This window comes from Hymenobacter coalescens, from assembly GCF_054783195.1.
Map to the genome: position 1 here is coordinate 212721 of NZ_BAAGRA010000011.1, position 26682 is coordinate 239402.

Sequence of the window (26682 nt, forward strand, 5' to 3'; positions counted from 1 at the left end):
AGGGCGGTTTTTGATGTTATGGGAGGGCGAAAGTAAACCACGAAACCGGCTTTCATGGTTTTGTGGCTATTTTTGTGCTTGGTGCTCCGGCCCCGCCCCGCGGTGTGGCTTTGCCGCCCGCCCTTCTTCCTTCGTCCGAAGCATTCTTTTGCTACGCCCAACCCATGTTTGATAATTTATCTACCAAGCTCGACCGCGCCTTTAAGACCCTCAAAGGCCAGGGCAGCATCACCGAAATCAACGTCGCCTCGACTGTAAAGGAAATCCGCCGCGCGCTGGTGGACGCCGACGTGAACTACAAGGTGGCGAAGGAAGTCACCGACAAGATCAAGGACGAGGCCATGGGCCGCGAGGTGCTCACGGCCGTGTCGCCGGGCCAGCTCATGGTCAAAATCGTTTACGATGAGCTCACCGAGCTCATGGGCGGCGAGAAAAAGGACATCCAGATCAAGGGCGACCCGGCCGTGGTGCTGCTCTCGGGCCTGCAGGGCTCGGGCAAGACCACGTTTGCCGGCAAGCTGGCTTCCTTTATCAAGAAGCAGAACCGTACCGTGCTGCTGGTGGCCGCCGACGTGTACCGCCCGGCCGCCATCGACCAGCTGAAGGTGCTTGGCGAGCAGATCGGCGTGGAGGTGTACTCCGAAGTGGAGAATAAAAACCCCGTGCAGATTGCCCAGAACGCCATTCAGCACGCCAAGCAGAACAACAAAAAGGTCGTCATCATCGACACCGCCGGCCGTTTGGCCGTGGATGAGCAGATGATGCAGGAAATCGAGCAGGTGAAGCGGGCCATCAACCCCTCGGAAACCCTGTTCGTGGTGGACTCCATGACGGGTCAGGACGCGGTGAACACCGCCAAGACCTTTAATGAGCGCATCAACTTCGACGGCGTGGTGCTCACCAAGCTCGACGGCGACTCCCGCGGCGGCGCGGCCCTCTCGATCCGGGCCGTGGTCGAGAAGCCCATCAAGTTCATCTCGACGGGCGAGAAGATGGAGGCGCTGGATTTGTTCTACCCCGACCGCATGGCCCAGCGTATCCTGGGCATGGGCGACGTGATTTCGCTGGTAGAGCGCGCCCAGCAGCAGTTCGACGAGGACGAGGCCAAGCGCATCAACCAGAAGATCCGCAAAAACCAGTTCAACTTCGACGACTTCCTCTCCCAACTGGAGCAGATCAAGAAGATGGGCAACCTGAAGGACCTGGTGGGCATGATTCCGGGCATGGGCAAGGCCATGAAGGACGTAGAAATCGACGACGACGCGTTCAAGCCCATCGAGGCCATCATCCAGAGCATGACCCCGCAGGAGCGGGCCAACCCGGACATCATCAACGGTTCGCGCCGCAAGCGCCTCGCGGCCGGTTCGGGCCAGGGCATTCAGCAGGTCAACAACCTGATGAAGCAGTTCGATGAGATGCGCAAGATGATGCGCACCATGAACAAGATGAGCCAGACCAAGGGCGGCATGGCGCAGATGGCCAAAATGATGGGCATGCGCCGCTAGCCTCCGGTAAGCACACACGAAAAGGCCCGGCCGCTTTGCAGCGGCCGGGCCTTTTCGTGTCAGGCGCAGAACAGAATGAGAACGGCTACAGGGCGCCGAATGGGAATTGCCCGCCAGCAATGGCCGCTAATTGGGGAGGAGGATAGGGCGCGCTAAGCACCTGCGGCTCGGTATGAAAAGCCCGAAACAGCGTGAACACGTAGCGCATACGCTCTTGTATGCGCGTCCAGTCCTGCGCGGCTGTGCGGAAAGCAGGCGTTGCCAGTTCTGAGAGCGGCCCACCGATGCTGCGCAGCAAACGGATGGCTGGCGCCTGCTCCGCCGACAGCGGAAGTAGGGGCGTGACCAGAGGTACATCTTGGGCCACTGCCAAGCGGCGCGGTCCTATGTCAAACTGCAACAGCCGTTGCGTAACACAGCGGCGGATGATCAGCGGCATAGCGCCTCGGATGTAAGGTTCCAGCCGCACGTGCTCGTGCCACACCGCAAAACAATTAGCCAGATAGACAGCCTCCTGCTTGCGGGTCACATCGGTGGCACGCGCGGCCGTGAAATACTGAGAAAAGGCCTGACGCAGCAGTTCCTGGCCACCTTTCTCAGCTGACCCCGACCGAAGGTGAGCTAAAAAATCGTTCTCGGCCGCAGTAGTGAGCGTATCGGGGCTGGAAAAGCGAGCCACAAACCGGGCCGTCTGCAAGCCGATATCCTCCAACACCGTGCGGTTGCCTGCCAGAATCAGCTGAGCCGATACCCGCCGGCTGCGGCGGATGATCAGGCGCCCGACGCCAGCCCCGCAAGCAAGCCCAAGCAGTGCGCCGGCCGGCAGTGCCAGCATAGGGAACCCCATGAGCCAGCCGCAGCTCAGCCCAACGACTGCCCCCACGATGCCGCCCACTATGGTGCCGTCGCGCCGGGCTTGGTCTAGGTCTTCCTGCCGAATGGTGACTCCGGCCTTACGCGAACCCCACACGGCCCAAGAGTGAAAATTGGCCCCGGCCTCGGCACCCAACACCCGCTGTAGTGCCTCGGACAGCAAGTAATGGCAACGGGTGATTTTGAGGTTGGCCAGCACAGGATTGGGCTCAGCCAACGCCGCATGTATTTCTTGTTCCAGCGGCGTCAAATGAGCGGAGGGAGTGGCGGCTTGCATAAGGGGAAAGTACAGCGGGGCGCTGGCTGGTGGGGCCCAGGCCAAAGAAAAGCTCCGAATCCTGCTGGATTCGGGGCCGATACGTATTAATACTCCGTCTTGCCCTCGTGCTGCTCCCAGGCACGGAAGCCGGCCAGCGCTTCGTCGCGCAGGAGCTGTTCCATGGGAATGCCGCGGTCGGGGAGGGGCTTCTCGATTTCGTCGTAGATGAACTGGTCGTCGAAACCGATGGCGGCCGCGTCCTGCTTGGTGTTGCCGTAGAACACGCGGCGCGGGCGGGCCCAGTAGATGGCGCCCAGGCACATCGGGCACGGCTCGCAGGAGGTGTACAGGTCGCAGCCGTCGAGCTGGAAGGTGCCGAGCTCTTTGCAGGCTTTGCGAATGGCATCAACTTCGGCGTGGCAGGTCGGGTCGTTGGTGCTGGTGACCTGGTTGAAGCCGCGGGCAATGATGCGGCCGTCTTTGACGACGACGGCACCAAACGGGCCGCCGTGGCCGGCCTGCATTTTCTCGACGGAGAGGCGAATGGCCTCGCGCATGAAATCGGGGTTGGGAGAATCCATAGCAATACGGGAATGAGCCGGTAAAAATACGGCGCCGGCGGGCAACCATCAGTGCCGGGGCTCCGAGTGCATGAATGCACTGGGCCCGGATCAGGTTGGGTTTTGCGAAACACCAACGGACCAGAACACTTTCTGTCCGCAAAGCCAGTGCGCCACAGCCAACATAACGCCTTCATCTTCCAACCAAACCCTGCTACTGCGATGCTCAAACTTTCTACCCGCTACCTGCGCTGGTTGCCCGCGCTGCTGCTGTGGAGCCTGAGTGCCCACGCCGACCACCTGCGCCCGCACCTGCTGCTGGGCGCGCAGCTTACCGGCGCCCAGGAAGTGCCCGTGGTGACCACGGCCGCCCGCGGCGTGGCCAGCTTCACGCTGAACGCCAACCGGGACACCCTGTTTATTACCGCCGCCTTCAACGGCCTGAGCGGCCCCGTCACCCAGGCCCACGTGCACGACGGCGCCCGCGGCGTGGTCGGGCCCGTCGTTACCAACTTGCTGCAGTTCGTGCGCGGCAACCGCATGCAAGGCTTCCTGACCGGGGCCGACATCGACCGCGCCAAGCTCAGCAAATACCTGCGCGGGGAGTACTACATCAACGTGCACACGGCCGCTAACCCGGCCGGCGAAATCCGGGGGCAGATCGAAGTGGAAACGGACGGGGAGTACAGCGCCACGCTTTCGGGCGGGCAGGAGGTACCGCCCGTTATTACCTCGGCCACGGGGCTGGGCACGTTCAACCTGAGCCAGGATCAAACCAAGCTTAAGTTTCGGATTGTCTTCTCGGGCCTGAGCGGACCTGCCACGCTGGCGCACTTCCACACCGGGGCTGTCGGAGTGGCCGGGCCGGTCATTGTCGATTTAGCGCCCTTCCGCACCGGCAACCTTATCGAGGGCGAAATCACGCCCACGGCGGCTTTCCTGACGGCACTTACCGCCGGGCAGATTTACGTCAACATCCATACGGCCGCCAACCCCGGCGGGGAAATTCGCGGGCAGGTGCTGCCGACGGTGCGCGCCCTCGCCCACGACGCTCGCCTGGATGGCAGCCAGATGGTGCCGGCCGTGACGACCACGGGCAAGGCGGTGGCGGTGCTGCGGCTGAATACCACACTCGATACGCTGCGGCTGAGCATTTCCCATACCGATCTGACCGGGCCGCCCACCAACATCCGGCTGTTTGCCGCCGACGCCGGCGTTGCCAATACCGCAGCCGCGCAGCTGTCCACGGTAGCTATTCCGGCCGGTACCGCCAACAGCTTCGGTTTGGTTCTCACGGGCTTGAGTGCAGCCGGAGTCAACCTTTTCCTGACGGGGGGCGTCAACATCGTGCTGACCACGGCGACCAACCCCAACGGCGAGGTGCGCGGGCAGGTGTACCGCCTGGCCCGCGAAGGCTACACCTTCGCGCTGAACGGGTTGCAGGAGGCACCAACCCCAGTGGCTACCCAGGGTTACGGGGCGGGCTACGTTTCCATCGACCGCGACCAGACCAACGCGCACTTTTCCATGGTCTGGGGCGGCCTGAGCGGGCCGACCACCACGGGCCACTTCCATACGGGCCTGCTTGGGCAGGCTGGACCAGTGGCTTTCAACCTGCCGCCGTTCTTCAACAATACCACCAACCCCTTCGCTGCCGAAGGCACTTGGACCAGCACCGCCAGCCAGCCCTTTACCCTGCGCCGCTCCCTGCAGTTCCGCCGCGACAGCATGTACGTGAATCTGCACACGGCCGCCAACCCCGGCGGCGAAATTCGGGGGCAGGTATTCCGTGGTGCCCGCAACCTAAGCCGGGTGTTGGCCACGCAGCCAGCGGCGGTGGTGGCCGAGTCGTTTCGAGTCTTTCCTAATCCAGCGCAACATGCTCTAAACCTGCGTGTTGAAAGTAGAGTGGCTGCTGCGGGCACTATTCAGATAGCCGATGTGTTGGGCCGCCAGATTCTTTCGCAAACGCTGCGCATGCAACCGGGAGCCAATAGTTCGACTCTTGATGTTAGCAATCTGAAGGCCGGAGTATATTTTGTTACAATAAATGTTTCTGGCACGAAGATTGTCACTAAATTTGCGAAAGAATAGTTTTTAGGTGTTTTGGTTGTGGAAAAGAGGGCGGCTGTTAGCTGCCCTTTTTTTATTGCTGATAATTAAGGTGATACGCTGCAATTAACCGTTGTACATGCGCCGGCAGAGGCGTTTTTGGTCGAAACAGCAACCTGCCTGACACGTTTATCGCTACTGCTGCACAGCGTTTGCGGCAGCCCAGAGAGCTAAGGTGTGCGGACAAAGAAGCTCTCTAACCTTTTAGGGCGAATCCGCTTACTACAGGCGGGCACGCCAGAAAAAGACCAATGGCGCGCCTTCCACCTTCTCAATCATCTTCATCAATGGCCACCATCCGCCAAAAGCTGCTTAAGTCCTTGTATCCGCTGATTATGCGCCTTTCCAAGTCGGGCGGCAAGGGCAAGGTGCTGGAAAACAAGCAGCGCGTTGCCGCGCCCGTGCCTTTTTACGAGCTGGGCAGCCAACTCAACAACGGGAAGCCGTTTTCCTTCGCCGACCTAAAGGGCAAGCAGGTGCTGCTGGTCAACACGGCCTCGAACTGCGGCTACACCAACCAGTACGAGGAGCTCCAGCAACTCTCGGAGCGGTTTGCCGATCAACTCGTGGTGCTGGGCTTCCCGGCCAACGACTTTGCCGAGCAGGAAAAGGCCGACGACCACGCCATTCAGCAGTTTTGCCAAGTCAATTTCGGCGTGTCGTTTCCGCTGATGAAGAAAAGCGTGGTGGTGAAGCAGGGCGAGCAGCACCCGGTGTACCGCTGGCTTAGCGACGCGAAGCGCAACGGGTGGAACGAGCAGGCTCCGGACTGGAATTTTGCCAAATACCTTATCAGCGCCGATGGCCGCCTGACGCACTACTTTGGTCCGGCCGTGTCGCCGCTCAGCGACGAAGTGACGCAAAACCTGCGCTCCGCCAAATAAGCGGCGGTACAGAAAATCATCGGAGGTACCGCTACGCCGGCCAAGGCTGTGGTAATACCTAAGCAGCCGTCCGCAGCGGTTGCGGACGGCTGCAGGCCCTGCATGGCCGCACTGGCCAATCGGCAGCCCGGCTTTTAGTGCACCACGCGAATGATATAGCTCGGCTCGGGGCCAGTCGCGTTAGCGTCGCGGAAGGCGCCGACGCGGCTGGGGCCGTAGCCCAGGTTCACCTTGACCCATTCGTCGCGGGTGGGCAGCAGGTTCAGGATGTCCTGGCGCAGCTCCGCCAGCGTGGTGTGCAGGTTTTGCTGGTGCAGCTGCACCTCATCGGATGATTGATCGAAGCTGCCCGTGGCGGCGCGCTGCGCAAAGCCGGCGCCCATGTCGGCCGGTGCCGGGCCGGTGTGCGTGGCCTGCAGCGTGCGGGCATCCACCTCGGCTTGGCGCAGTTCTTCTTCGGCGGCGAGGTAGGCGTTTACTTTCTCCTCCAGCGGGAGTAGGTTGGGGTCGAGGTAGTCGAGGTTGGAGGCCATGATGACGGAAAGAGTAATGCATGCTCAACGCAAGCCAACGGGCGAAGGATACAAGGAGCCCCGACCTGCTGGCGTGACTTCAGCGGGACGCGGCGGGCTGCTTGGGGCGCTGGCGCTGGCACTTTTCGCCGCAGTACTTTACCTCATCCCAGCAGCGGGCCCATTTCCGGCGCCAGGCGAATGGCCGGCCGCAGGTAGCGCACAGCTTGGTGGGCAGAGTAGCTTTGGTGTAGCGCGGAGCGGGCGAAGAAGCGGCCATGGGGCGGGGAAGAAAGGCGTTCGTGACGTTAACTCGCCCGCCGGGCCAGAAGTTGTGGCTAACTTGCCGCGTTTTTTCCGTCTCCCCGCCCTTCATGAATCGTTTACTGTTGATGCTGCTGGCCGTCAGCATGGGGGCGCTGCTGCCCGTGCAGGCCGCGCTGAACACCCGCCTGGCCCGCGCTGCCGATGGCCCCGTGGTGGCCGCGCTGGCCTCTTTCGCCATTGGTACCCTCACGCTGCTGCTCATTGCCGTGGCCGCCGGCATGCGCCTGACCGGCTTGGCCGAAGCAGCCCGCACCCAGTCGCCGACGGTGTGGCTGGGCGGCGTAATCGGCGCTTTTTACGTCGGGTCGGTCACCATCCTCACGCCCCGGTTGGGCGTGGCCCTGACCTTCGGCTTGCTCATTGCCGGGCAGCTGCTGCTGTCGGTGCTGTTCGACCATTTCGGCCTGTTCGGGCTGCCCATGCAGCGCCTCTCACCGGGCCGGGTGGCGGGCGTACTTTTGCTGCTCATCGGCGTAGTACTGATTCGCCGTTTCTAATTTGCCCCTGACCTGCCAGCTATGGCTTCTGCTACTTTCGACCCCATCGGCGCCGCGCTCCTCGATTTCGTGGGCGGCGCTTCGGCGGCCACCATCACCGTGCACAGCAACGTGGCCGAGGACGAGCCCCTGCCCGCCAAGTATTTCTTCCGCACGCTCTGGGAGATGCCCGAACTGGAGCGTACGGCCCTTGATGAGTGCCGGGGCCGCGTGCTCGACCTCGGGGCCGGCGCCGGTGCCCACGCCCTGGAGCTGCAAAACCGCGGCTTCCAGGTCAAGGCCATCGACGCTTCGGTGGGCGCCGTGCAGGTGATGCAGCAGCGCGGCGTGCGCGAGGTGGCCTGCCACGACGTGTTTGAGCTGGCCGTGCGCGCCCCCGAAGAACGCTACGACACCGTTCTGATGCTCATGAACGGCCTGGGCCTGGTGGGCACCCTCGAAGGGCTGGAGAAGTTTCTGGCCCTGGCCCACCCGCTGCTTACGCCCGGCGGGCAGATTCTGGCTACCAGCTCCGACATCAGCTACCTCTACGAGGACGAGGATGGGGCGCTGGTGTTCGACCTGAACGCACCCTACTACGGCGAAGTGGAATACCAAATGAGCTACCGGGAACAAACCGGGCCCACGTTCCACTGGCTGTTTGCCGACCCCACCATCGTGCAGGATTACGCCGAAGCGGCCGGCTACGAGGTGGAGTTCGTGGACGAAGACGACCAGCAGCAGTTTCTGGTGCGCCTCACGCGCCGCTAAACCAGGCTACCCCGCGAAGCTGTCCTGCTTTCGGAGGCCTGTTCGACACATTTCGACTACCCAAGACCACTTGATGGAGTACGCGAAGCACTATCCCATCCGCTGGGCCGACCTCGACCCGAACGGCCACATGCGCCACTCGGCCTACAACGACTACGCCGCCCAGCTGCGCCTCGATTTTCTCACCGACGCGGGCTTTCCGCTGGCGCAGTTTGCCAAGCTCGGTATTGGCCCTATCCTGTTCCGCGAAGACACCCGGTTCCTTAAGGAAATTAGCCCGAACGAGACCATTAAGGTGCGGGCGCAGCTGGCGGGCCTGAGCTCCGACGGCAGCCGCTGGCGCATCGTGCACACCATCTACAAGCAGGATGGGCGCGAGTCGGCCATCATCACCGTCGACGGGGCGTGGCTGGACCTGCGGCAGCGCAGGCTGGCCGTGCCCCCGCCCGAGCTGGGCGAGGCTATGCGGCAGCTTGAGCGCCACAACACGTACGCCGACATTGAGCGCAGCCCCAAGGCGGCTAGCTAGCCGTTCGGGCCGAATTGGCTGCGGGCGCCGCGCCCAGGGCCTTGCTGATACGCGTGAGCTGCTGGCGGTGGTGCAGCACGTGGTCGAGCATGAAGTCCAGCGTCTGCCCGATGGTGAGCATGCCCACGCGCGGGTGCTTGAAGATAGCCCGGTGCGTAAGCCGACTGGGGTACTCGTTGAGCAGCTGCTCCAGCTGCCGCCGGGCGCTGGCCCACTGCCGGCGCATCTCGGCCAGCGGCGGTAGCTGCGCCGCGTCGGCGGGCGTGAGGTCGGCCAGGCGCGAGGGTGCCTTGAACTTAAAACCGGGCAGGCGCAAGAGTACCCGCAGCAGGGTGGCGCGCAGCTTCATGGCGAAGTCGCCCTGAGCCAGCTGATCCTGCTCCAGGAGCTTGTGCTGCACGTACTGCCCGATGCCGGCTTCCGACGTGACCAAGTGGTGCACCACGTGGGCGGCCGACCACTGCCCGGGGGCCGGCGCGGTGTAGGCCCGTTCGCCGAGGCTCTCAGCGGCGTTCAAAAGCTGTTCGGTGGCGCGTTCGAGCTGCTCGAAGCGCAGGTGCAGGCGGTGATTCATGGCGGCGGCAGCGGCAAAAGCGGGGCCAGAATAAGCCAAGCTCAGCCCAAAAGGTACACCTTTGCGCTAGAATGTCCCTGCAACCACTCCCAACCTCCGAGGCCGCGCTCGTCCGGCGCCTGACCGTGGCCATCTTCCTGGTATACCTGGTGTACCTCTTCAGCACCAGCTACTGGACCCTGTTTTACGACTCGATGACGTACTGGGACCTGACGGGCCTGTTCTACTACGAGACTAAGAGCTTCAACCTGCTGTCGTTCAACTACAGCATTCGCGGGTACCTGCTGCCCTTGCTGCTGTTCCCGTTCCGCGTCATTGCCTACGTCACGCACATCCAGCCCATTCAGTTTACGCGGGTGCTCGGCGCGTTGCTGGCCGCCGGGCTGTTTGGCTGGGCCGCGCCGGCCACCTGGCAGGCCGTGGTGTCGCCGCGGCCCATCAGCTGGCAGCGGCGGGTGGCGTTTACGCTGCTGGGCTTCGTGTTCTGGCGCGACTACTTCAACTTCCCGCTCACCGACTTTCTGACCCTGGCCGTGATGCTCACCGTGTTCTGGCTGATTGCCCGGCGCGGGCAGCACGCGGGCTGGATGCTGGTGGCCGGCATGCTTTGCATGGCGGCCGTGAACATGCGCCCGGTGTACGCCGGCGCGGCCGTGCTGCTGATCGGCGGCGGGGTGTGGCTGGCGCGGCGGCACTTTGCCTGGCCGGTAATCGGCAAGCTGGTGGGGGCCTTTCTGCTGGGCATGGCCCTGATCGGGGCCCCGCAGTTTGCCATCAACGTGCGCCACTTCAAGCAGTACACCCCGCTGGTGCTCACCTGGAAGAACCCCGCCGAGCCGCAAAGCCTCTACCTCTCGCAGCTGGCCTGGGGCCTGGCCATTCAGAAGTACGAAACCACCATCGACCCCACGTACCCCGACCCGCGCATCATGTACGTGGACCAGGTAGGGCAGCGCATCATGGACGAGGAGCAGATTTCCTTTGTCTACGGCCTGCGCGACCTGAAGCATTACCTCGTGGCCGTGTCGCGGCACGTGCCCGACATGGTGGCGCTGTACGCCCGCCACGCCTTCAACGGTATGGATGTGAAATACCCCACGCCCTACCTGCAGCACGTCTACGGCTCCACCTTGCCCTTGTCCTTGCTCAACTATACGGTGCTTTTCGTAGCCGGCCTGCTACTGGTGCAGCGTCGCCACGGCCGCCTCACGTTGCCGCAGTGGATTGTGCTCATCGTGCTCGTCGGGCCGTGCATTCTGGCCATTCCCACGGCCATGGAGTGCCGCTTTTTTCTGCCCATCTACCTGCTCCTCTACGCGGTACTCTGCTTTCAGTGGCCCCGCACCTGGCGTCAGGATCTGTTGCGCTGGCCCGTGGCCATTGCCTACGTGGGCTTCGTGCTCACCTGCATGATCATCTCCTCGAACACCCTTTGGCACATGACCAACGGCCCCCGCATGCTCTGGCCATGAATGCGGCGCCTGAGGTGGGATTTGGCTATGGTTCGACTCTAGCCAATGAACGTCCTGTTGAGCCTGCCGAAGCATCTTTGCCGTTTCATTGAACGAACTCATCCGAGACGATAGAGATGCTTCGGCAGGCCCAGCTGTGCTCATCGCTCAACGACGTGAGCGGTTCTAATTAAAAGAAGGCCCCAACTCAGCGAGTCGGGGCCTTCTGCTGTATAAACCTTGGCGCTAAAAATTAGCGGTAGAGCACTTCCTTGACCGCCTGAATGGTGCGGGCCACGTTCGGCAGGGCCGCTTCGATGAGCGTCGGCGCGTAGGGCAGGGGCACGTCGGCGGAGGTGATGCGGCGGATCGGCGCGTCGAGGTAGTCGAAGGCGTAGCGCTGCACGTGGTAGGCCAGTTCCGAGCTGATCGAGGCCAGCGGCCAGGCTTCTTCCACCACCACCATGCGGTTGGTTTTCTTCACCGACTCCACGAGCGTGGCGTAGTCGATGGGGCGTACCGAGCGCAGGTCGATGACCTCGGCTTCGATGCCTTCCTTGGCCAGCTCGTCGGCGGCGGCGTACACCACCTTCATCATCTTGCCAAACGACACGATGGTCACGTGCTTGCCCTGGCGCACCACGTTGGCTTTGCCGATTTCGAGCAGGTACTCTTCCTCGGGCACCTCGCCCTTGTCGCCGTACATCAGTTCCGACTCCATGAAGATAACCGGGTCGGCGTCGCGGATGGCCGACTTGAGCAGGCCCTTCGCGTCGTAAGGGTTCGAGGGTACCACCACCTTCAGGCCGGGCGTGTTGGCGTACCAGTTCTCGAAGTTCTGCGAGTGCTGCGAGGAGAGCATGCCGGCGTTGCCGGTCGGGCCGCGGAACACGATGGGGCAGGTGTACTGCCCGCCCGACATCGACATCATCTTCGCCGCGGCGTTGATGACCTGGTCGATGGCTACCAGCGAGAAGTTGAAGGTCATGAACTCGATGATGGGCAGCAGCCCGTTCATGGCCGCGCCCACGCCGATGCCGGCAAAGCCCAGCTCGGCAATCGGGGTGTCGATGACGCGCTCGGGGCCAAACTCGTCGAGCATGCCTTGGCTTACTTTGTAGGCGCCGTTGTATTCAGCTACCTCTTCGCCCATCAGAAACACGCGCGGGTCGCGGCGCATTTCCTCGGACATGGCTTCGCGCAGGGCTTCCCGGAATTGGATCGTCCGCATGTAGATGTCAGGAAAGAAAAAGTCGGGTCAATGAAAAACGAGCCGGCCCTGAGCAGAACCGGCTCGTAAAGCTACAACCCTCGGCGGGAGTGGACAAATCCGGGCCGCGTTGCCGGAAATAGCAAACGTTTGCGGTCAGCGGAAATGCTTCAGAGTGCTACTGCCGCAGCGCCTCGGTGAAAATCTTGCTGCTGGCGTAGGCCCGGAACTCCAGGTCCTCCACGGCCTTCTGGGCAAAGGCGCGGTCGAGTTGCACGGCCCGGCGCAGGTACTGGCCCACGTCGGCGTCGCGCTGGGCGCGGGCAGCCACCACGGCCAGGCAGTAGTAGGCCATCGGGTCGTTGGGCTTGACCTCCAGCGCCTGCTGGTAGATCTGGGCGGCGCCGTCGTAGTTCTCCTTCATCAGGTAGATCAGCGCCTTGTTCATCACGTTCTGGTAGGCCTGCGGGTCGCCGTAGGCCATGCTGCGCAGCGCGTCGTCGGCCTGCCCGATTTCGATTTCCAGGGCGGCTTTGTCGGCAAACACCTTGTCGAGCACCAGGCGCGGGCCGCCGAGCTTGATGGCGTAGTCGTAGTTCTGCAGGGCTTCGAGCCGGTCGCCGGCGCGGTGCCAGGCCGTGGCCACGTGGTAGAACATTTCGGCCGTGGGGTTGCGGTGCGCCGCCAGGGTAAAGTTGGTGGCCGCGCGGCGCTGGTAGGCCTTGCGCACCTTGTCCGACACTTCCTTCTCGGAGCGCTCCAGCAGCACCACGCCCAGGTTGTGGTAGGCCTGCCAGCTGCCGGTGGTGGCCACCGACGTTTCGTAGATGCGCTGCTTTTCGGCCAGCAGCGGCGTGAGCGTGGCCGAGTAGCGCAGCTCCTCGGGCGTGAGGGCATCGGCCTCGACTTCCTTCTCCACGATTTTTTTCGAGAGAATGTAAATCTCCGACTGCAGCCGCTGCGGGGCCGAGTACTTCACGGCCACCGTGCCGAAGCGCATCACCGGGTAGATGTACTGCTCCAGGTAATCGAAGTAGCTGAGCCGGTGCAGGGCCTTTTCCTTGCCCGCCCAGCCGCCGGGCGCCTCGTTGATGATGTCGACGATGGAATCGACCTGCGCCGGCTTCAGGGCCGAGGTCTGCACCTTGGACACGAACAGGTCCCAGCGGCGGTGGTAGGCGCGCGTCTCAAACTTCACCGACTTCAGCGAATTCAGGTACGAATCGGTGTCGAGGCGCTTCTGGTAGTACTTCAGCAGGGCCCGTACGCGCTTGTCGGCCAGCTGCGGGTCGCGCGAGTCGAGCGAGTCGGGGGAGTGGCCAGCCACAATCATCACCTTCTCAGTGCGCTGGTTGGCCTCGATGAATTCCTCCAGCGCGGCCACGTTGGTGCCTAGGTAGTTGCGGATGGCCGACTGTCCCTGGTCGAAGAAAAAGGGTAGCACGCGGGTGCCGCCGCCTTCCAGGCTGGCCGCCTCGGGCAGGTAGGGCACGGTTTCCACTTCGCGCACCACCAGCCGGCTGGGTATGGACACGCCGCGGGCCAGCACCACTTCCTGTTCGGCCTTGAGCACTTTGCCGCCGGGCTTCAGGCGGCGCACCTGCGGCCGGGCCACCAGCTGCCCGGGGTTTTTGCGCGGCTCGTAAGGAAACGCGACCGGCTTGCGCACCACCAGAAAATTCTTATCCTCCTCGTCGTACACGTATTCGCCGAGGGTGAAGCGCACGGTGCCGGCGGTATCTTCGCGCAGGCCGTTGTCGTAGCGGTAGCGCAGCGGCAGCTCGTACACGGCGCCTTTGCTGAGGTGAGCGGCAGGCACGCGCACCACCAGTTCGCCGAGCACCTGGTCGCCGTTGGCTTCGAGCACGGGCGGGCGGGCCTGCACTTGTTGGCCGGCCTGCGCAACCCGCAGCATCCGCGGTAGCGTACAAGCAGGCAAGGAGGCGGCCCCAACGACCGTAAGCAGAGGTACCAGCGCGCGGCGCGAAACGTTCATGCAACTCAATTCAAACGGCAAAATCAGCACCCTTAACGCAAATTGTGGCTCTTTGGACACGTAAGCAACGAACTTTACGACGCCCGGCGCTTGTCCGGATGCCGCCAGCAAGTTAACTTATCGGCTCAACTGCCCTGAACCTCATCCAGCTATGAAACGAATTACCGATTTTATCGAGCAGCAAAGCTTCGGCGTTTGCAGCACCCTGGGCAACCGGCTGGGCTTCTCCACCAGCAGCGTGCGGTTGTCATTTGTTTACGCGTCGTTCTTCACGTTTGGCTCGCCCATCGTGCTGTACTTCGCCCTGGCCTTTTGGATGAACGTGCGCCGCGCCATGCGCCGGCAGCGCAGCACCGTGTGGGACCTGTAGGGCCGCCGCGGTAACCCTGGAAATGATAACCGGTCGGATGGCGCGTAGCCGTCCGACCGGTTCTATTTAGGCCACTGCTGTGCTGCCGAGCTTGGCGCCGTTAGGGGAGCAATTCGCTGAAGCGGCGCTTGCCCTGGCCGAAATACGCCCATACCAGGCTGCCGCCGTAGGTGCCGGGGCGCTCCTGCGTGCGCAGCCGCGGCCGGGCCAGCTGCCGGCGCTGCCGCCAGTAGTCGAGCTTCTGCAGAAAGTGCCAGTGCGCCCGCAGCACCGCCCGGGCATCCCCGGACTGGCCCTTGGCCAGAAACTGCGCCGCCGCTACCCAGTCGAGCCCGAAGCGCGTGAGCAGGGTCGGCCACAGCTCGCCGGGCGCCAGGTTTTTGTAGAGCAGGGCGAGGCCGTTGCGGAAGTTCAGGTAGGTTTTGCGCGGGTTCGACTTGTGCAGCGTGCCGCCGCCCACGTGGTACACCGTGCTGCCGCCGTGGTACCACACCTCGTGGCCCGCGTTCCAAAGGCGCCAGCACAGGTCGATTTCCTCCATGTGGGCAAAAAACGCCGGCTCCAGGCCCTGCAGCGCGTGCCAGGCCGACGCCCGCACCAGCATGCAGGCGCCGGTAGCCCAGGCCACCGGGCGCGGGTCGTCGTACTGGCCGTGGTCGGTTTCGAGCGTGTCGAAGAGGCGGCCGCGGCAGAAGGGGTAGCCCAGGCGGTCGAGGTACCCCCCGCCGGCGCCGGCGTACTCAAACTCCGTTTGGGCGTGAAAAGCCCGGATTTTGGGCTGCACCGCCGCAACGGTCGGCCGCTCGGCCATCAGCTGGAGCTGCGGACGCAGCCAGCCGGCGGTTACCTCCACGTCGGAGTTGAGCAGGACGTAATACCGGAAATCCGGCAGCTGCTGCAGCGCCAGGTTGTAGCCCTCGCAGAAGCCCAGGTTGTCGGCGTGCCGGAGCACCTGCACCTGCGGGTATTGGGCCGCCAGCCAGGCCACCGAGTCGTCGGTGCTGGCGTTATCGGCCACCACCACGCGGGCGGCGTCAGAATGGGCCAGCACCGCCGGCAGAAACTGCTCCAGCCAGCGGCGGCCGTTCCAGTTCAGGATGACGACGGCCACGTCGGCGGCGTAGCCAGCCGCCGGCAGGTCGTTAGAGGCCAAATCCGCTCAGATCGAGGCCGGGAATGTTGGGCAGCAGGCCCTGGGTGCGCTGCTTGAGGTGGTCTTTGGCTTTGTCGCCGGCTTCGTCGAGCACTTTGTTCACGGCGGCCACCACCAGGTCGGCCAGCATGTCGCGGTCCTGCGGCGTGAGCAGCGTCTCGTCGATTTCGAGCTTGAGCAGCTGGCGCTTGCCGTTGGCCGTGGCGCGCACCATGCCGCCGCCCGCTTCGGCCGTGGCGGTGATGTGCTGCAGCTCGTCCTGAGCCACTTTTACTTTCTCTTGCAGGTCTTTCAGGCGACCCATCATGCCCATCATGTCAAACATAGCAGGGGAGTTTTCGGGGAAAAAGGAACCACAGGCGTCAGTAAACACGCATACCGCGCTCCGCGCCGGGGTATCCGGTGCCAAAAGTACACCAGCTGCATCGAACCGCGCTACCGCCATGCGTCACGGCGCTGCCGGGCTTACCGCAGCAGCGTCACGGTGCCGCGGCGCACGATGCGCTGCCCGGTTTCGTCGATGGCCTCAAACCGGTAGGGAAACACCTGCGGAGCCGCTTGCACGCCCCGAACGCGCCCGTCCCAGGTCTGGTTGCGGTCCGTGGCCCGAAACACCTCCAGCCCGGTGCGGTCGAGGAGCGTGAACGTGAAAGCCTGCAGGAAGCGGCCCTTGATTTCGAGCACGTCGTTGAGCCCGTCGCCGTTGGGCGTGAAGGCGCTGGGAATAGCTACGACCAGCTGCCGCGTCAGCGTCACCACGTTGCTGAAAACCTTCAGGCCGGCACCGGAAGTAGCTTCCAGGCGGTAGCGCAACACCTGCCGGTTGTTGGGCGGGGTGGGGGCCAGCACCGGAAACGCCGTGGCGCTGATCGGGCTGCTGCTCAGTTCCTGGCCGGCGGCATCCAGCAGCAGCAGGCGGTACGTCCAGCCGCTGCCCTGCCCGCCGGGAGGCGTCCATGTCAGGCTAATGCTGTTGTCGTCGGTGGCCGAAAGCTGGGCCGCCAGCACCGGCGGGCAGGCCGCCGGTCCTTCGGTGGAGGCGTTGCCGCAGGCGTCGGTGAGGCGAGCCGAGTAGCAGGGCGCGGCACTCAACGACACCGGGCCGGGCTGATCGACCACCGGCCGACGCCGGGTGAAAGGCAGCTCTACGGTGCTGCTGCCCAGGGTGCGGCGCACCAGCAGGCGGCTGCTGGTGTCGCTCGGGGCGGTTTGAGTGGTTACTTCCACCGCATTATCCAGCCGGAACGAGGCCGACAGCAGCGGGGGCGGCGGGGCCTGGGTTGCCACCGTCGTTACCTCGCGCGTGGCCGATTCGGAGGTGGCGGCACCGCTGCGGGCCACCACTTGGTAGCGGTAGCGGGTGCCGCAGGTCACGGCGGCGTCGAGGTACTCCCGGGCGGTGGCCGGAACGGTGGCGAGCAGCTGCGCGTCGCGGCGTACTTCAAAGGCCGTCACGGCGCTGCCGGCCGCCTGCGCCCAGGTCAGGCGGTTTTGGCGGTCGGCGGAGCTAACCTGCAGGTCCACCGGACAAAGGGCCGCCGACGTCGACAGCACGGCGCCGCAGGCGTCGGTGAGGCGCAGGCGGTAGCAAGCGTTCAGCGCGCCGCCCGGCAGTGTGAAGGTGGTGGTAGAGGCCGGCACCTCGGCTACCACCTGAAAAGTGCCGCTTCCCGCGTCCTGCTCCAACTGGTAGCGGAAGCTGGGACTGGCCGGCAGGTTGGCAAACCCGAACTCCAGGCCGGTGGCCAGCACCGTGAGCCGCTGCAGCACCAATGGCTGGGGCGTGGGCGGGGCCAGGTTCAGCGGCGTCGAGCCTTCGCAGGCCTGCCCGTCGGTGTAGCTGCCAAAGACCCGCAGGGTGGTAGTGCCCGCAGGCACGGGATAAGCAGCCCCGGCCGGCTGGGTAATGAGCTGCCGCGGGCCGCTGCCCAGCTGCAGCTCGTACCGGGTGGTGGCCTGCGCGTTGGTAATGGCGAGAAACACCTGGCTGAAAGGCACCCCGCAGTAACGTACCTGCAGGGCCGGCGCCGGGGGCAGGCGCACTTCGAAAGCCCGTGAATATTGTAAGCCGGAAGTACCAGTGGGGTAGCCCGGCCCGCCGGGGTTGGGCCGCGACTGCAGAATGGTCATCGGTCCCGGCGTCGAGGGCACGGTGAGCGTGGTGACGGTATCGGTGCTGGCGGCGCTGCAGTTCAGGGCGTAGCGGATGTTGATGCGCGGAATGTTTTCGCCGCTGCAATTGCGCACCCGAATGCGCGAGCCGGCGCACAGCACGGTGGGCGTAGTCTGGCCGGGCACGTCTAGCAGCTGGCCCGTTTCGTCATATACCCGAAAGCAGGCATTGGGCCCGGGAATATCGTTCGGGCACACCGTTTGGGCCCAGGCAGCGGCCGTGGTCAGCAGCGTCAGGAGCCCGACAAGGCCAAAACGGAGAAGCATCATGGCAAAGCCAACGCGGGTCGGCCGGTTTTCATATGTCATCAGCGGCAGCATATACGAAAGTAACCCGGCGCCGGGCAGGGCGCCTAAACCCAGGAGTGCGTCCGTACAAACTGCGCCGCCGCGTGCAGGTCGGGGTACAGCACCCGGTCGCGGGCAATGAAGGGAGCCCGCTGCTGAAACGCTTCTACCACCTGCTCCAGCACGGCCGAAGAACGGGCCGGGCGGCGGAAGGCCAGCGCCTGCACGGCGTTCAGGAGTTCAATGCCGAGCACCTGCTCGGTGTTTTCGATGACGCGCAGCGCCTTGGTAGCGGCGTTGGCGCCCATGCTCACGTGGTCTTCCTGCCCGTTGCTGCTCACGATGCTATCCACCGAGGCGGGCGTGCACAGCTGCTTGCTTTGGCTCACGATGCTGGCGGCGGCATACTGCGGAATCATCAGGCCGGAGTTCAGGCCCGGCTCGGCCACCAGGAAGGGTGGCAACCCCCGTTGCCCACTGATGAGCTGGTAGGTGCGCCGCTCCGAAATCGACCCCAGCTCGGCCACCGCAATGGCCAGGAAATCCAGGGCCAGGGCCAGCGGCTGGCCGTGGAAGTTGCCGCCGGACAGGATGGCGTCGCTTTCGGGGAAAATGTTCGGGTTGTCGGTGACGGCGTTGCACTCCGTTTCGACCACGCCGCTCACGTGCTGCACCGCGTCGCGAGAGGCGCCGTGTACCTGGGGCATGCAGCGGAAGGAGTAGGGGTCCTGCACGGCGGTTTTGGGCTGCTGCTGCAGCTCGCTGCCCTGCAGCAGCTCGCGCAGGTGGCGGGCCGTGGCGAGCTGGCCGGCGTGCGGCCGGATGCGGTGCAGGCGTTCATCAAAGGGCTCCGGCCGGCCGTCGAAGGCCTCCAACGACAGGGCCCCGATAACGTCGGCGGCCTGGAGCAGGCGCCGGGCGCGCAGCGTGGTGTGCACCGCGTAGGCCAGCATAAACTGGGTGCCGTTGAGCAGGGCCAGGCCTTCCTTGGCGCCCAGCTGGATGGGCTGCCAGCTGAAAAGGTGCATGGCGTCGGCGGCGGCGAGGCGGTAACCTTCGAAGTGCACTTCGCCCAGCCCGATCAGCGGCAGGCAAAGATGAGCCAGCGGGGCTAGGTCGCCGCTGGCGCCCAGGGAACCTTGCTGGTATACCACCGGGTGAATGCCGCGGTTGTAGAAATCGAGCAGGCGCTGCACGGTGGCCAGCTGCACGCCGCTGTGCCCGTAGCTCAAGCTCTGGGCTTTCAGCAGCAGCATCAGGCGTACCAGCTCGGCGGGCACTTCGGCCCCGGTGCCGCAGGCGTGCGACATCATCAGGTTGACCTGCAACTGCCCGCGGTCAGTGGGCGATATGCTCGTGTTGCAGAGGGCACCGAAGCCGGTGTTGATACCGTAAATGGGCGCGTCGGAGCGCTCCAGCCGGTCGTGCAGGTACTGGTGGCAGTGCTCGATGCGCTGGCGGGCGTCGTCGCTCAGGGCCAGGGGGCGCTGCTCGCGGAGCACCTGCTCCAGGGTAGTAAGGTCGAGGTAAGTGGCGGGGCTGAGGGTAAACGTGTCGGGCATGGGTGGGGCCGCGTGGGGTGGACGGCGAATTGGGGGAGGGAAGCTACCGGTTTCGGCGCAAAAACTGCCTATGATCGGGCGTTTTTGGGCTTGTTGACGCGTTGCACCACGTACCGGCCCCGCCGCCGGTAAGGCACCCCAAAGCCCGGTCGTGAAGGCCGTGGTCCAATCTTTGTAGCGGCTCGGGCCGCTCAGAACCCTGTTTCAACGCTTTATTTGGCTTTACTTTTCCTCGCTCCTGTTATGCTGAAGCTATTCTCCTCCCGCCTGTGGTCCTGGCTATTGGCCACTGCGCTGCTGGGCAGCGCCACCGCGTGCACCGATACCGATAAAAAGCCCGAGCCAGTCGGGGCGTTGGAAGGCAGTATCAGCCCGGCCACGGCCGCGGGCAGCATTACGGCCACCGGCCCCGATGGCCGCACGTTTGCCCTGACGGCCGATGCCACCGGGGCGTACCAGCTCGGCGGCCTCTCGGCCGGCACCTATACGCTGACCTGGATGGCCACTACCGGCTTTTACAGGCCCGACCCCGTGCCCGTGAGCGTGCGGGCCGGGCAGACCACCAAGGTGCCGCCGGTGGTTTTCAACCGCGACGGCCTGATCCGCGGCACCATGACGTGGACGGAAAACGGCCAGCAATTCACGGCCAACCGCTTCTGGGGGCAAATCACCAATGACTTCTTTTCGCTGGAAGGCGGATACGCCGATGCCGGCGGCCTGCACTCCGTCGCCATGGTCATCAGCTTTGCGGGCCGCCTGACCAACCACCCGTTCCAGGGTGCCGGGCTGTACCCGCTGGGAGTCGCGGAATATCCTTTTGGCAAGGTGCTGTTCAACGATGCCACTACCCAGGTAGTGCATTACACCACTTATGCCAACCGCAACGTGGGCAATGTCACCATCACCAGCTTCGATGCAGCGGCGCGCCGGGCCAGTGGCACCTTTGCTTTCGAGGCCGACCCGTGGTACAACTCCACCAGTATCCGCTCCGTTACCAACGGCCGCTTTGACATTACCTACTAAGCCAGCCGCACCGGGCTTCGGCCCGGCAAAGCAACCGGTATTAAACAACGCGGCCCCGCCAGAAGCGGGGCTGCGTTGTTTAGCTGCTATGGGCAACTAGATTTACGCCAGCGCCTGCAGCACCGCCACCACTTCGGCGGCGGGCACCGTCTGCTCCGAGCCGGCGCGCATGTCGCGCAGCTTCACCACGCCCTGGGCGCGCTCCTCCGGGCCGGCCAAGATCATGAAGCGGATGCCGCGCTTGTCGGCGTACTCAAACTGCTTTTTGAGCTTCGCGACTTCCGGGTACAGTTCGGCCGAGATGCCCGCGTCGCGCAGCGCCCGCAGCACGGGCAGCACGGTGGCCCGGCCCTCCGCGTCGAAGTTGGCCACGAGGCAGAGCGGGGCGGCCACGGCGCCCTCCGGGAACAGCTGCAGTTCCTCCAGCACGTCGTAAATGCGGTCGACGCCGAACGAAAAGCCGACGCCCGAGAGGCCGGGCAGGCCGAAGGCACCGGTGAGGTTGTCGTAGCGGCCGCCGCCCGAGATGCTGCCCATCTGCACGTTGTTCACCTTCACCTCGAAGATGCAGCCGGTGTAGTAGCTCAGGCCGCGGGCCAGCGTCACGTCGAAGTCGAGGCGCTCGAAATGCTCGAAGCCGAAGTCCTGCAGGTACTGCCGCACCTCCGCCAGGTCCTGCAGGCCCTTGGCAGGGCCGGACGCGGCGTCGGCCAGCACGCCGTCGGCCCCGAAGGCTGTGCGCAGCGCAGCCAGCTTCTCGTCGAACGAGCCGCCGACTTCCAGGTAGCCGAACACCTTGTCGATGGCTTCCTGCGGGAAGCCGCGCTCCAACAGTTCCTTGGTCACGCCGTCACGCCCGATTTTGTCGAGCTTGTCGATGGCCACGAACAGGTCCGACTCGCGGCCCACGCCGCCCAGGGCTTGGTAAATGCCCGATAGCACGCCGCGGTGGTTGATCTTGATGGTGAAGTCCGTCAGGCCCAGGGTGCTGAGCACTTCGTTGATCATCAGCACGATTTCGGCTTCGCAGAGCAGGGAGTTGGTGCCCACCACGTCGGCGTCGCACTGCACGAACTCGCGGTAGCGGCCGCGCTGCGGGCGGTCGGCGCGCCACACCGGCTGAATCTGGTAGCGCTTAAACGGCAGCGTGAGCTGGCCGCGGTTCATCACCACGTAGCGGGCGAAGGGCACCGTCAGGTCGTAGCGCAGGCCCTTTTCGGCTACTTTGGGCAGCACTTTCTTGTGGCCGGCCTGTAGGTCGTCGAGGGTGACGCGGTCGAGGAAGTCGCCGGAGTTCAGGATTTTGAAGAGTAGCTGGTCCCCCTCGTCGCCGTACTTGCCGGTGAGCACCGAGAGGTTTTCCATGGTGGGCGTTTCGAGGGGGGCGAAGCCGAACTTCTCGAACACGCGCCGGATGATGCCAAAAATATAGTTGCGGCGGGCGACCTGCACGGGACCAAAGTCGCGGGTGCCTTTCGGAATGCTGGGTTTCTGCATGAGGATGGTTATGCCAAGGGCGCAAAGGTAGCAGCCGAGTCTCCGAGTCCTACGCAGGCCGGGCACGAATGCCAAGTTCGGCGCTGCCGGGGTGCTTCGGGAGCTACTCCGCTGCGGCCCGGCGGGCCTGGTAAAGCACCGAAGCCGCCAGCGGAGCCTTGAGCGCGGCCCGGATACCGGCCCGGCCCAGCCCTTGGTTGGTCCAGTCGTTGCAGGTGCGCAGGGCGTGGTAGTGGCCGCGGGCTCGGAAAAAGAAATCATCGGAGGAGTAGCCCGCCGCGTTGCGCAGCTGCCAACGCCCGGCCGAGTCCGGCGCGAAAGACTGCTCGACGTAGGCGGTGAGGCGCTGGTACTCGGCCACCGAGATGCGCAGGGGCACGACGTGCGTACCGGCCTGCGGCGCCCGGCGGTAAAAATCCACATGCACCAGAGTGCGGCCCGGCAGCACGGCCCTCAGGATGGTGCCTGCTTTCGGCAACTGGCCGCCGTAGGACTGCAGGTAAAACTGCTCGTTGCCCCAGCCGAAACCCACGTATTCGAAGCCCCCGAACTGCGCCGGCCACGCCGGCTGTCCGAGCCGCTGCAGCCAGTCCTGGCCGGTGCGCGGCTCCCGCAGCGGCAGCACCACCTCGGTGTGAAACCCGTTGGATACCACAAAAATGGGCACGCCGTCGGGTGTCTGCCGAAAATCCCGGTGGCGGGGCACCAGCGAGCCGGTCATTAGCAGCAGCACAAAAACGGCAAAGGCAGGCATAAGCAGACGAAGGGTGGGGCTCAGCAAACGCATACGCGACGGGTGAGGTGCCCGGCCGGCGGTAGCGGGCTTTCTTCATAGCGGCCGTGGCCGCCTGGTAACCCTGCCAACGCAAACCGGGCCCCGCATCGGCTGATACGGGGCCCGGCGGGGCTGAGGAGGAAGGAGCGGGGTGGGGGTTACAGTTGCACCTGGCGCGGCGCCGTGAGGCGCTGCTGGCGGGCGGAGGCCAGCACGTAGCGGCCGGCGTTGCCCACTTTGGTGGCCTGGCGCACGGCGGCGGTCTGCGGCATGGCCACCAGCTTGCCAGCCAGCGAGGGGCTAAAGGGCGTCAGTTCCACGGCGCCGAGGGTGAGCTGGGGCTGCTGGGCCGAGAGGCCGAACACGGGGCGCAGCGGTTGGTACCCGAGCACCGTCGTGTGCAGGCGGTAGTGGCCGTAGGGCACATTGCGGAACTCAAAGGTGCCGTCGGCGCGGGTGGCGGCCGTGGCTACGTAGGCGCCGTCAGCGGCTCGCAGCAGCACCACGTTGGCCTGCGGAATGGGCTCGTGGGTGGTGCCGTCGCGCAGGGCGCCGGTGAGCTGGCCCTTGCTGGCCGCGGCTTTGGGCGAGGCGGCCGGCGAGTAGAAGGCCACCAGGGCCAAGGCCAGCACGGAGAGGAAGAAACGGAAGGCAGCGAAGGTTTTCATAGCAGTGGGTTCGGAAAAAGCGAATGGTTGTGTGGGGAGGGTGAGCCGACGCTGATCGGGCAGCCGCGGTACTGCGCCGGCAGGGTCAACTCGGGCCGGCGGGGGCGTAGCAGTCAGGGCTTTAGCCGGCGCCGGGCGTGTTGTCATCCAACGCTACAAAGGTAGGCTAGCCCCCAGCCCCGCTACAATCGCACGATGATGTGAGCAGGGTGAAAATCAGCGTTTAAAGCCTGTATTGGGCCTTTTTAGCTGGCAAAAAAGCCTTGGTGGCGTGGGGCTGACCGGCGCGCAAGCTGCCGCGGACATACCTGGGTGATGCCTCCCGAAAAAGCCAGCCCGTCGCGCCGGGCCAGAGTCGAGCACCTCCACTGCCAAGCCTGGGATGTTACACTCATTCACCAGCACCCGGAAACCTACGTGGAGATGCTACGACCGTGGCCTGACGCGACGGGCTAGCTGATCATCGAGAGGGCGCTTAGCCGCCGAAGCCGCCGCCCCCGCCTTGCGGCTGGTTCTCGATTTTCTTCGGAGGCTTGTTGCTGCCCAGGTACCAGGCAAAGCCCAGGTAGCCGACCCGCGACTCCCACTTGCTGTACACCCGCGAGGCGTACTCGGTGCCGGGCGTGCGCACAAACGAATCGGAGCGCTGCCGCTGGGTGTTGAACACGTCGGAGATGCGCAGGGTCAGGGCGGCGCGGTCGTTGAACAGGCGCTGGCGCAGGGCCACATCCATCGAACCCATGGGGGCAAAGCGGCCCTGCGCGGTGAGGGTGGCGGCGCGGTAGTTGCCGGTGAGCTGGATGTCGAGCTTGGGGGTGGGGGTGAAGGAGTTCATCACCCGGGCCGTGCCCGAGAGCGTGCGGCGGCTCGATTCGTTGCCGGTGGCGGCCGTCACTTGGGTCTGGAACAAGGAGCCGTTGGCCGTCAGACGCCACCACTTGGTCAGCGGCTGGTTGAAGCTCAGCTCGGCGCCGTAGCTGTAGGCTTTGCCGAAGTTGTCGGCGTACTGGGCCGTCACGAGGGCGCCGTTGCCGTACAGGCGGCTGGCTATGCTGTCGATGGCCGTCAGGCGCTGAATGGCGTTGGTGGTCTGGCGCATAAACAGCGTGGAAGTCACGTTGGCCTGGCCCATAGTCATCTGGTGGCCCAGCTCCAGAGCGTTGATGTATTCGGGGCGCAGCGTCGGGTCGCCGATGCGGTAGCTGCGCTGGTCCTGCCAGAGCGGGAAAGCCAGCAGCTGCATGAAGTTGGGGCGGTTCAGGCGGCGCGAGTAGCTGAACTGCAGGCGCTGGTTGGCAGCCTTGATGTTGCGCACCAGCGTGCCGGAGGGAAACAGGTTCAGGTAGCTGAGGCGGAAGGGGCCGCGGCCGTTTTCCACTTCGCCCCGGGTGTTGGTATACTCAGCCCGTAGCCCGCCCTGCACGCTCCACGGGCCCATTTCGTGCTGGTAGGTAGCGTAGCCGGCCTGGGTGTACTCGTTGAAATCGTAGGCGTAGGAGCGGTGCGCCACGCGGTCGAAGCCGCCGTCGGGGCGCTGCTGCAGAAAGTCGCCGGTGCCGCCGTTGGTCTGGTATTGCCCCTTCAGGCCGGCGTCGAGGCGGGTTTTCTCGCCCAGCGGGTGCACGTAGTCGACCTGGCCGGCCACCCCGTGCAGGCTCACCAGAAATTGCTGCTTCCACTGCAGCTGGTCGGCGCTGCCCTCGGTGTTGCGCTGGCCCACTTCCACGTCAGCGTTGAGGTAGGTGTAGGTGGCGCTGGCCGACAGCTCCCGGCCTTTGTGCGCCTCCCAGGTGCGGCGGTAGTCGGCCGACACGTCGGTATTGTCTACGTTTTCCCGGCTGGTCAGCTCGCTGTTGAGCTGGCGGGTGCCGGCGGCGTTGGTAATGGTGGCCGCCTGCGTGCCGGTGTTCAGGCCCCGGTTCAGGTTGGGCTGCACCGCCACCGTCAGGCTTTGGCCTGCGGGCAGCGTCAGGTCCAGGCCCAGGCGGCCGCCGTAGTTGCGGTTGTGGCGCACATTGGTGCCGGTCTGGTAGGTATTCACCCGCTCCTCGTTCAGCACCGCGTACTGGTTGTTGGTCAGGCTGCTGCGAAACACCACGTCGCGCAGGTCAGCCGAGCCAAAGTAGTTGACCTTGCCGGCGCGGCGGTTCAGGCCCAGGCTGCCGTTGTACTTGTCGCGGGTGCCGGCCGTCAGGCTGGCCTGCCCGTTCCAGCCGTCCTTCTTCTGCTTTTTCAGGATGATGTTGATGACGCCGCCCGCGCCGGCCGCGTCGTAGCGCGCCGAGGGGTTGGTTACCACTTCCACCTTCTCGATGCTGCTGGCCGGAATCTGCTCCAGCCGGTTGCCGCCCCCGCCGTTGGCCGCGCCCGAAGGCTTGCCGTCGACAAGGATGGTGATGTTCGACGAGCCGCGCATGCTCACCGTGCCGTCGGCCGATACCGCCACCGACGGCACATTTTGCAGCACGTTCACGGCCGTGCCGCCCACGCTGCTCAGGTCCTTTTCTACATTGATGACCTTCTTATCCAGGTTTTCCTCCACCGCTGCCCGCTCCCCGGTCACCGTCACGCCCTTAAGCTGCGTGGTGGTCGGCTGCAGAATGACCGTGCCCAGCTCCACATCGCCGCTACCGTTGCTCACCGTCACGGGGCGACGCAGGGGCTGGTAGCCGAGCACCGTAGCCCGCAGCGTGTAGCTGCCCGGCGCTACCTTCTCCAGCCGGAAGCGGCCCGTTTCAGCCGTGGCCGTGCCCGTCACCAGCACCGAGTCCTGGGCGCGCAGCAGCACGACGTTGGCAAAAGGAAGGGCCTGCTTGGTCGAGCCGTCCAGAAGCACCCCCGAAACCGAGCCAGGAGTCTGAGCCAGCGTAGCTAGGGGCAAACCCAGAGCGAAAGAGGCGGCGCAAAGCGACCGGGAGGAGAAAAGTGAGTTCATAGCGCAGAAAAGGCGAGTGGCAGGGCACAACTAGAAGTGTGCAAGGTTCTGGTTTGTAGACAGTACCTTGTAACGCAAGGTACATTCAGCAAAAAAACGCGGATTAAATCCGCAGAGTGAGCTTGTTAGATGGAGTCCTTACGAACCGCTCCCGGATCGGAGAGCTGACTTGCCGGAGGAAGGCAAGCCATGCTCTACCG

The 26682-nt window shown here is 64.6% G+C and carries 24 protein-coding genes; 9 read left to right on the forward strand and 15 right to left on the reverse strand.

What is annotated here, in order from left to right:
• The first annotated feature begins 164 nt into the window (after positions 1-164).
• Entirely contained in the window at positions 165-1505 is a 1341-nt protein-coding gene (gene ffh, locus ACYVKQ_RS08670) for a signal recognition particle protein (protein ID WP_460577660.1), read from the forward strand.
• An 85-nt stretch (positions 1506-1590) separates the two neighbouring features.
• Here the strand turns inward: ffh and ACYVKQ_RS08675 are convergent, their stop codons facing one another.
• Both ACYVKQ_RS08675 and ACYVKQ_RS08680 read right to left on the reverse strand, forming a co-directional pair.
• The gene (locus ACYVKQ_RS08675; RefSeq protein ID WP_460577662.1) at positions 1591-2655 is read right to left on the reverse strand and encodes a hypothetical protein; all 1065 of its coding nucleotides are present in this window, start codon (positions 2653-2655) and stop codon (positions 1591-1593) included.
• An 86-nt stretch (positions 2656-2741) separates the two neighbouring features.
• Complete coding sequence (locus ACYVKQ_RS08680) at positions 2742-3218, reverse strand: nucleoside deaminase (protein ID WP_460577664.1); 477 nt, start codon at positions 3216-3218, stop codon at positions 2742-2744.
• 201 nt (positions 3219-3419) lie between these two features.
• Here ACYVKQ_RS08680 and ACYVKQ_RS08685 point away from each other — a divergent pair, with 201 nt between their 5' ends.
• Both ACYVKQ_RS08685 and ACYVKQ_RS08690 read left to right on the forward strand, forming a co-directional pair.
• On the forward strand, positions 3420-5291 hold the full coding sequence (locus ACYVKQ_RS08685) for a CHRD domain-containing protein (protein ID WP_460577667.1): 1872 nt from the start codon (positions 3420-3422) through the stop codon (positions 5289-5291).
• Positions 5292-5596: 305 nt separating this feature from the next.
• On the forward strand, positions 5597-6193 hold the full coding sequence (locus tag ACYVKQ_RS08690) for a glutathione peroxidase (RefSeq protein ID WP_460577668.1): 597 nt from the start codon (positions 5597-5599) through the stop codon (positions 6191-6193).
• A gap of 134 nt (positions 6194-6327) precedes the next feature.
• On the opposite strand, the gene ACYVKQ_RS08695 is transcribed toward ACYVKQ_RS08690, so the two are convergent.
• Positions 6328-6726 (reverse strand): hypothetical protein, encoded by a 399-nt coding sequence (locus ACYVKQ_RS08695; protein ID WP_460577670.1) that lies wholly within the window; start codon positions 6724-6726, stop codon positions 6328-6330.
• Between the two features lie 79 nt (positions 6727-6805).
• On the reverse strand, positions 6806-6985 hold the full coding sequence (locus tag ACYVKQ_RS08700; RefSeq protein WP_460577672.1) for a DUF2256 domain-containing protein: 180 nt from the start codon (positions 6983-6985) through the stop codon (positions 6806-6808).
• A gap of 94 nt (positions 6986-7079) precedes the next feature.
• On the opposite strand from ACYVKQ_RS08700, the gene ACYVKQ_RS08705 reads away from it, so the two are divergent.
• From ACYVKQ_RS08705 to ACYVKQ_RS08715, 3 genes are all read left to right on the forward strand, one after another.
• The gene (locus ACYVKQ_RS08705) at positions 7080-7529 is read left to right on the forward strand and encodes a DMT family transporter (RefSeq protein WP_460577674.1); all 450 of its coding nucleotides are present in this window, start codon (positions 7080-7082) and stop codon (positions 7527-7529) included.
• Between the two features lie 21 nt (positions 7530-7550).
• Complete coding sequence (locus ACYVKQ_RS08710; RefSeq protein WP_460577676.1) at positions 7551-8279, forward strand: class I SAM-dependent methyltransferase; 729 nt, start codon at positions 7551-7553, stop codon at positions 8277-8279.
• 73 nt (positions 8280-8352) lie between these two features.
• Positions 8353-8808, forward strand: a complete 456-nt coding sequence (locus ACYVKQ_RS08715; RefSeq protein ID WP_460577680.1) for an acyl-CoA thioesterase — start codon at positions 8353-8355, stop codon at positions 8806-8808.
• Here ACYVKQ_RS08715 and ACYVKQ_RS08720 read toward each other — a convergent pair.
• Complete coding sequence (locus ACYVKQ_RS08720; RefSeq protein ID WP_460577684.1) at positions 8801-9382, reverse strand: DinB family protein; 582 nt, start codon at positions 9380-9382, stop codon at positions 8801-8803. The genes ACYVKQ_RS08715 and ACYVKQ_RS08720 overlap by 8 nt on opposite strands.
• A gap of 71 nt (positions 9383-9453) precedes the next feature.
• Between ACYVKQ_RS08720 and ACYVKQ_RS08725 the strand changes: the two genes are divergently transcribed.
• Positions 9454-10854, forward strand: a complete 1401-nt coding sequence (locus ACYVKQ_RS08725; protein WP_460577687.1) for a hypothetical protein — start codon at positions 9454-9456, stop codon at positions 10852-10854.
• Positions 10855-11086: 232 nt separating this feature from the next.
• Here the strand turns inward: ACYVKQ_RS08725 and ACYVKQ_RS08730 are convergent, their stop codons facing one another.
• Together ACYVKQ_RS08730 and ACYVKQ_RS08735 are read right to left on the reverse strand one after the other, a co-directional pair.
• Complete coding sequence (locus tag ACYVKQ_RS08730) at positions 11087-12064, reverse strand: pyruvate dehydrogenase complex E1 component subunit beta (protein WP_460577691.1); 978 nt, start codon at positions 12062-12064, stop codon at positions 11087-11089.
• A 157-nt stretch (positions 12065-12221) separates the two neighbouring features.
• Entirely contained in the window at positions 12222-13958 is a 1737-nt protein-coding gene (locus ACYVKQ_RS08735) for a tetratricopeptide repeat protein (protein ID WP_460577694.1), read from the reverse strand.
• A gap of 232 nt (positions 13959-14190) precedes the next feature.
• On the opposite strand from ACYVKQ_RS08735, the gene ACYVKQ_RS08740 reads away from it, so the two are divergent.
• Positions 14191-14409, forward strand: a complete 219-nt coding sequence (locus tag ACYVKQ_RS08740) for a PspC domain-containing protein (protein WP_460577697.1) — start codon at positions 14191-14193, stop codon at positions 14407-14409.
• Positions 14410-14509: 100 nt separating this feature from the next.
• On the opposite strand, the gene ACYVKQ_RS08745 is transcribed toward ACYVKQ_RS08740, so the two are convergent.
• The 4 genes from ACYVKQ_RS08745 to hutH all read right to left on the reverse strand — a co-directional run bounded on the left by ACYVKQ_RS08745 (position 14510) and on the right by hutH (position 19584).
• Positions 14510-15562, reverse strand: a complete 1053-nt coding sequence (locus ACYVKQ_RS08745) for a glycosyltransferase family 2 protein (RefSeq protein ID WP_460577701.1) — start codon at positions 15560-15562, stop codon at positions 14510-14512.
• Positions 15552-15887, reverse strand: coding sequence for a YbaB/EbfC family nucleoid-associated protein (locus tag ACYVKQ_RS08750; protein ID WP_460577704.1), 336 nt, complete (start codon positions 15885-15887; stop codon positions 15552-15554). The genes ACYVKQ_RS08745 and ACYVKQ_RS08750 overlap by 11 nt, the downstream gene beginning before the upstream one ends.
• 140 nt (positions 15888-16027) lie before the next feature.
• Positions 16028-18004, reverse strand: a complete 1977-nt coding sequence (locus ACYVKQ_RS08755) for a T9SS type B sorting domain-containing protein (protein ID WP_460577707.1) — start codon at positions 18002-18004, stop codon at positions 16028-16030.
• Between the two features lie 83 nt (positions 18005-18087).
• Positions 18088-19584: an HAL/PAL/TAL family ammonia-lyase gene (gene hutH, locus ACYVKQ_RS08760; protein ID WP_460577710.1), complete on the reverse strand. Its 1497-nt coding sequence runs from the start codon at positions 19582-19584 to the stop codon at positions 18088-18090.
• 243 nt (positions 19585-19827) lie between these two features.
• On the opposite strand from hutH, the gene ACYVKQ_RS08765 reads away from it, so the two are divergent.
• Entirely contained in the window at positions 19828-20607 is a 780-nt protein-coding gene (locus ACYVKQ_RS08765; protein WP_460577714.1) for a carboxypeptidase-like regulatory domain-containing protein, read from the forward strand.
• A 102-nt stretch (positions 20608-20709) separates the two neighbouring features.
• Here the strand turns inward: ACYVKQ_RS08765 and hisS are convergent, their stop codons facing one another.
• From hisS to ACYVKQ_RS08785, 4 genes are all read right to left on the reverse strand, one after another.
• Positions 20710-22104, reverse strand: coding sequence for a histidine--tRNA ligase (hisS, locus tag ACYVKQ_RS08770; RefSeq protein WP_460577717.1), 1395 nt, complete (start codon positions 22102-22104; stop codon positions 20710-20712).
• A gap of 103 nt (positions 22105-22207) precedes the next feature.
• Positions 22208-22858, reverse strand: a complete 651-nt coding sequence (locus ACYVKQ_RS08775) for a TIGR02117 family protein (RefSeq protein ID WP_460577721.1) — start codon at positions 22856-22858, stop codon at positions 22208-22210.
• A 179-nt stretch (positions 22859-23037) separates the two neighbouring features.
• Positions 23038-23547, reverse strand: a complete 510-nt coding sequence (locus ACYVKQ_RS08780) for a peptidase associated/transthyretin-like domain-containing protein (protein ID WP_460577725.1) — start codon at positions 23545-23547, stop codon at positions 23038-23040.
• 475 nt (positions 23548-24022) lie between these two features.
• Positions 24023-26428: a TonB-dependent receptor gene (locus ACYVKQ_RS08785; protein WP_460577728.1), complete on the reverse strand. Its 2406-nt coding sequence runs from the start codon at positions 26426-26428 to the stop codon at positions 24023-24025.
• Positions 26429-26682: the final 254 nt, after the last annotated feature.

Excerpts from the sequence above, each read along its gene's own strand:
- ffh (WP_460577660.1), top strand. The coding sequence starts at position 165 with ATGTTTGATAATTTATCTACCAAGCTCGACCGCGCCTTTAAGACCCTC.
- ACYVKQ_RS08675 (WP_460577662.1), bottom strand. The coding sequence starts at position 2,655 with ATGCAAGCCGCCACTCCCTCCGCTCATTTGACGCCGCTGGAACAAGAA.
- ACYVKQ_RS08680 (WP_460577664.1), bottom strand. The coding sequence starts at position 3,218 with ATGGATTCTCCCAACCCCGATTTCATGCGCGAGGCCATTCGCCTCTCC.
- ACYVKQ_RS08685 (WP_460577667.1), top strand. The coding sequence starts at position 3,420 with ATGCTCAAACTTTCTACCCGCTACCTGCGCTGGTTGCCCGCGCTGCTG.
- ACYVKQ_RS08690 (WP_460577668.1), top strand. The coding sequence starts at position 5,597 with ATGGCCACCATCCGCCAAAAGCTGCTTAAGTCCTTGTATCCGCTGATT.
- ACYVKQ_RS08695 (WP_460577670.1), bottom strand. The coding sequence starts at position 6,726 with ATGGCCTCCAACCTCGACTACCTCGACCCCAACCTACTCCCGCTGGAG.
- ACYVKQ_RS08700 (WP_460577672.1), bottom strand. The coding sequence starts at position 6,985 with ATGGCCGCTTCTTCGCCCGCTCCGCGCTACACCAAAGCTACTCTGCCC.
- ACYVKQ_RS08705 (WP_460577674.1), top strand. The coding sequence starts at position 7,080 with ATGAATCGTTTACTGTTGATGCTGCTGGCCGTCAGCATGGGGGCGCTG.
- ACYVKQ_RS08710 (WP_460577676.1), top strand. The coding sequence starts at position 7,551 with ATGGCTTCTGCTACTTTCGACCCCATCGGCGCCGCGCTCCTCGATTTC.
- ACYVKQ_RS08715 (WP_460577680.1), top strand. The coding sequence starts at position 8,353 with ATGGAGTACGCGAAGCACTATCCCATCCGCTGGGCCGACCTCGACCCG.
- ACYVKQ_RS08720 (WP_460577684.1), bottom strand. The coding sequence starts at position 9,382 with ATGAATCACCGCCTGCACCTGCGCTTCGAGCAGCTCGAACGCGCCACC.
- ACYVKQ_RS08725 (WP_460577687.1), top strand. The coding sequence starts at position 9,454 with ATGTCCCTGCAACCACTCCCAACCTCCGAGGCCGCGCTCGTCCGGCGC.
- ACYVKQ_RS08730 (WP_460577691.1), bottom strand. The coding sequence starts at position 12,064 with ATGCGGACGATCCAATTCCGGGAAGCCCTGCGCGAAGCCATGTCCGAG.
- ACYVKQ_RS08735 (WP_460577694.1), bottom strand. The coding sequence starts at position 13,958 with ATGCTGCGGGTTGCGCAGGCCGGCCAACAAGTGCAGGCCCGCCCGCCC.
- ACYVKQ_RS08740 (WP_460577697.1), top strand. The coding sequence starts at position 14,191 with ATGAAACGAATTACCGATTTTATCGAGCAGCAAAGCTTCGGCGTTTGC.
- ACYVKQ_RS08750 (WP_460577704.1), bottom strand. The coding sequence starts at position 15,887 with ATGTTTGACATGATGGGCATGATGGGTCGCCTGAAAGACCTGCAAGAG.
- ACYVKQ_RS08755 (WP_460577707.1), bottom strand. The coding sequence starts at position 18,004 with ATGATGCTTCTCCGTTTTGGCCTTGTCGGGCTCCTGACGCTGCTGACC.
- hutH (WP_460577710.1), bottom strand. The coding sequence starts at position 19,584 with ATGCCCGACACGTTTACCCTCAGCCCCGCCACTTACCTCGACCTTACT.
- ACYVKQ_RS08765 (WP_460577714.1), top strand. The coding sequence starts at position 19,828 with ATGCTGAAGCTATTCTCCTCCCGCCTGTGGTCCTGGCTATTGGCCACT.
- hisS (WP_460577717.1), bottom strand. The coding sequence starts at position 22,104 with ATGCAGAAACCCAGCATTCCGAAAGGCACCCGCGACTTTGGTCCCGTG.
- ACYVKQ_RS08775 (WP_460577721.1), bottom strand. The coding sequence starts at position 22,858 with ATGCCTGCCTTTGCCGTTTTTGTGCTGCTGCTAATGACCGGCTCGCTG.
- ACYVKQ_RS08780 (WP_460577725.1), bottom strand. The coding sequence starts at position 23,547 with ATGAAAACCTTCGCTGCCTTCCGTTTCTTCCTCTCCGTGCTGGCCTTG.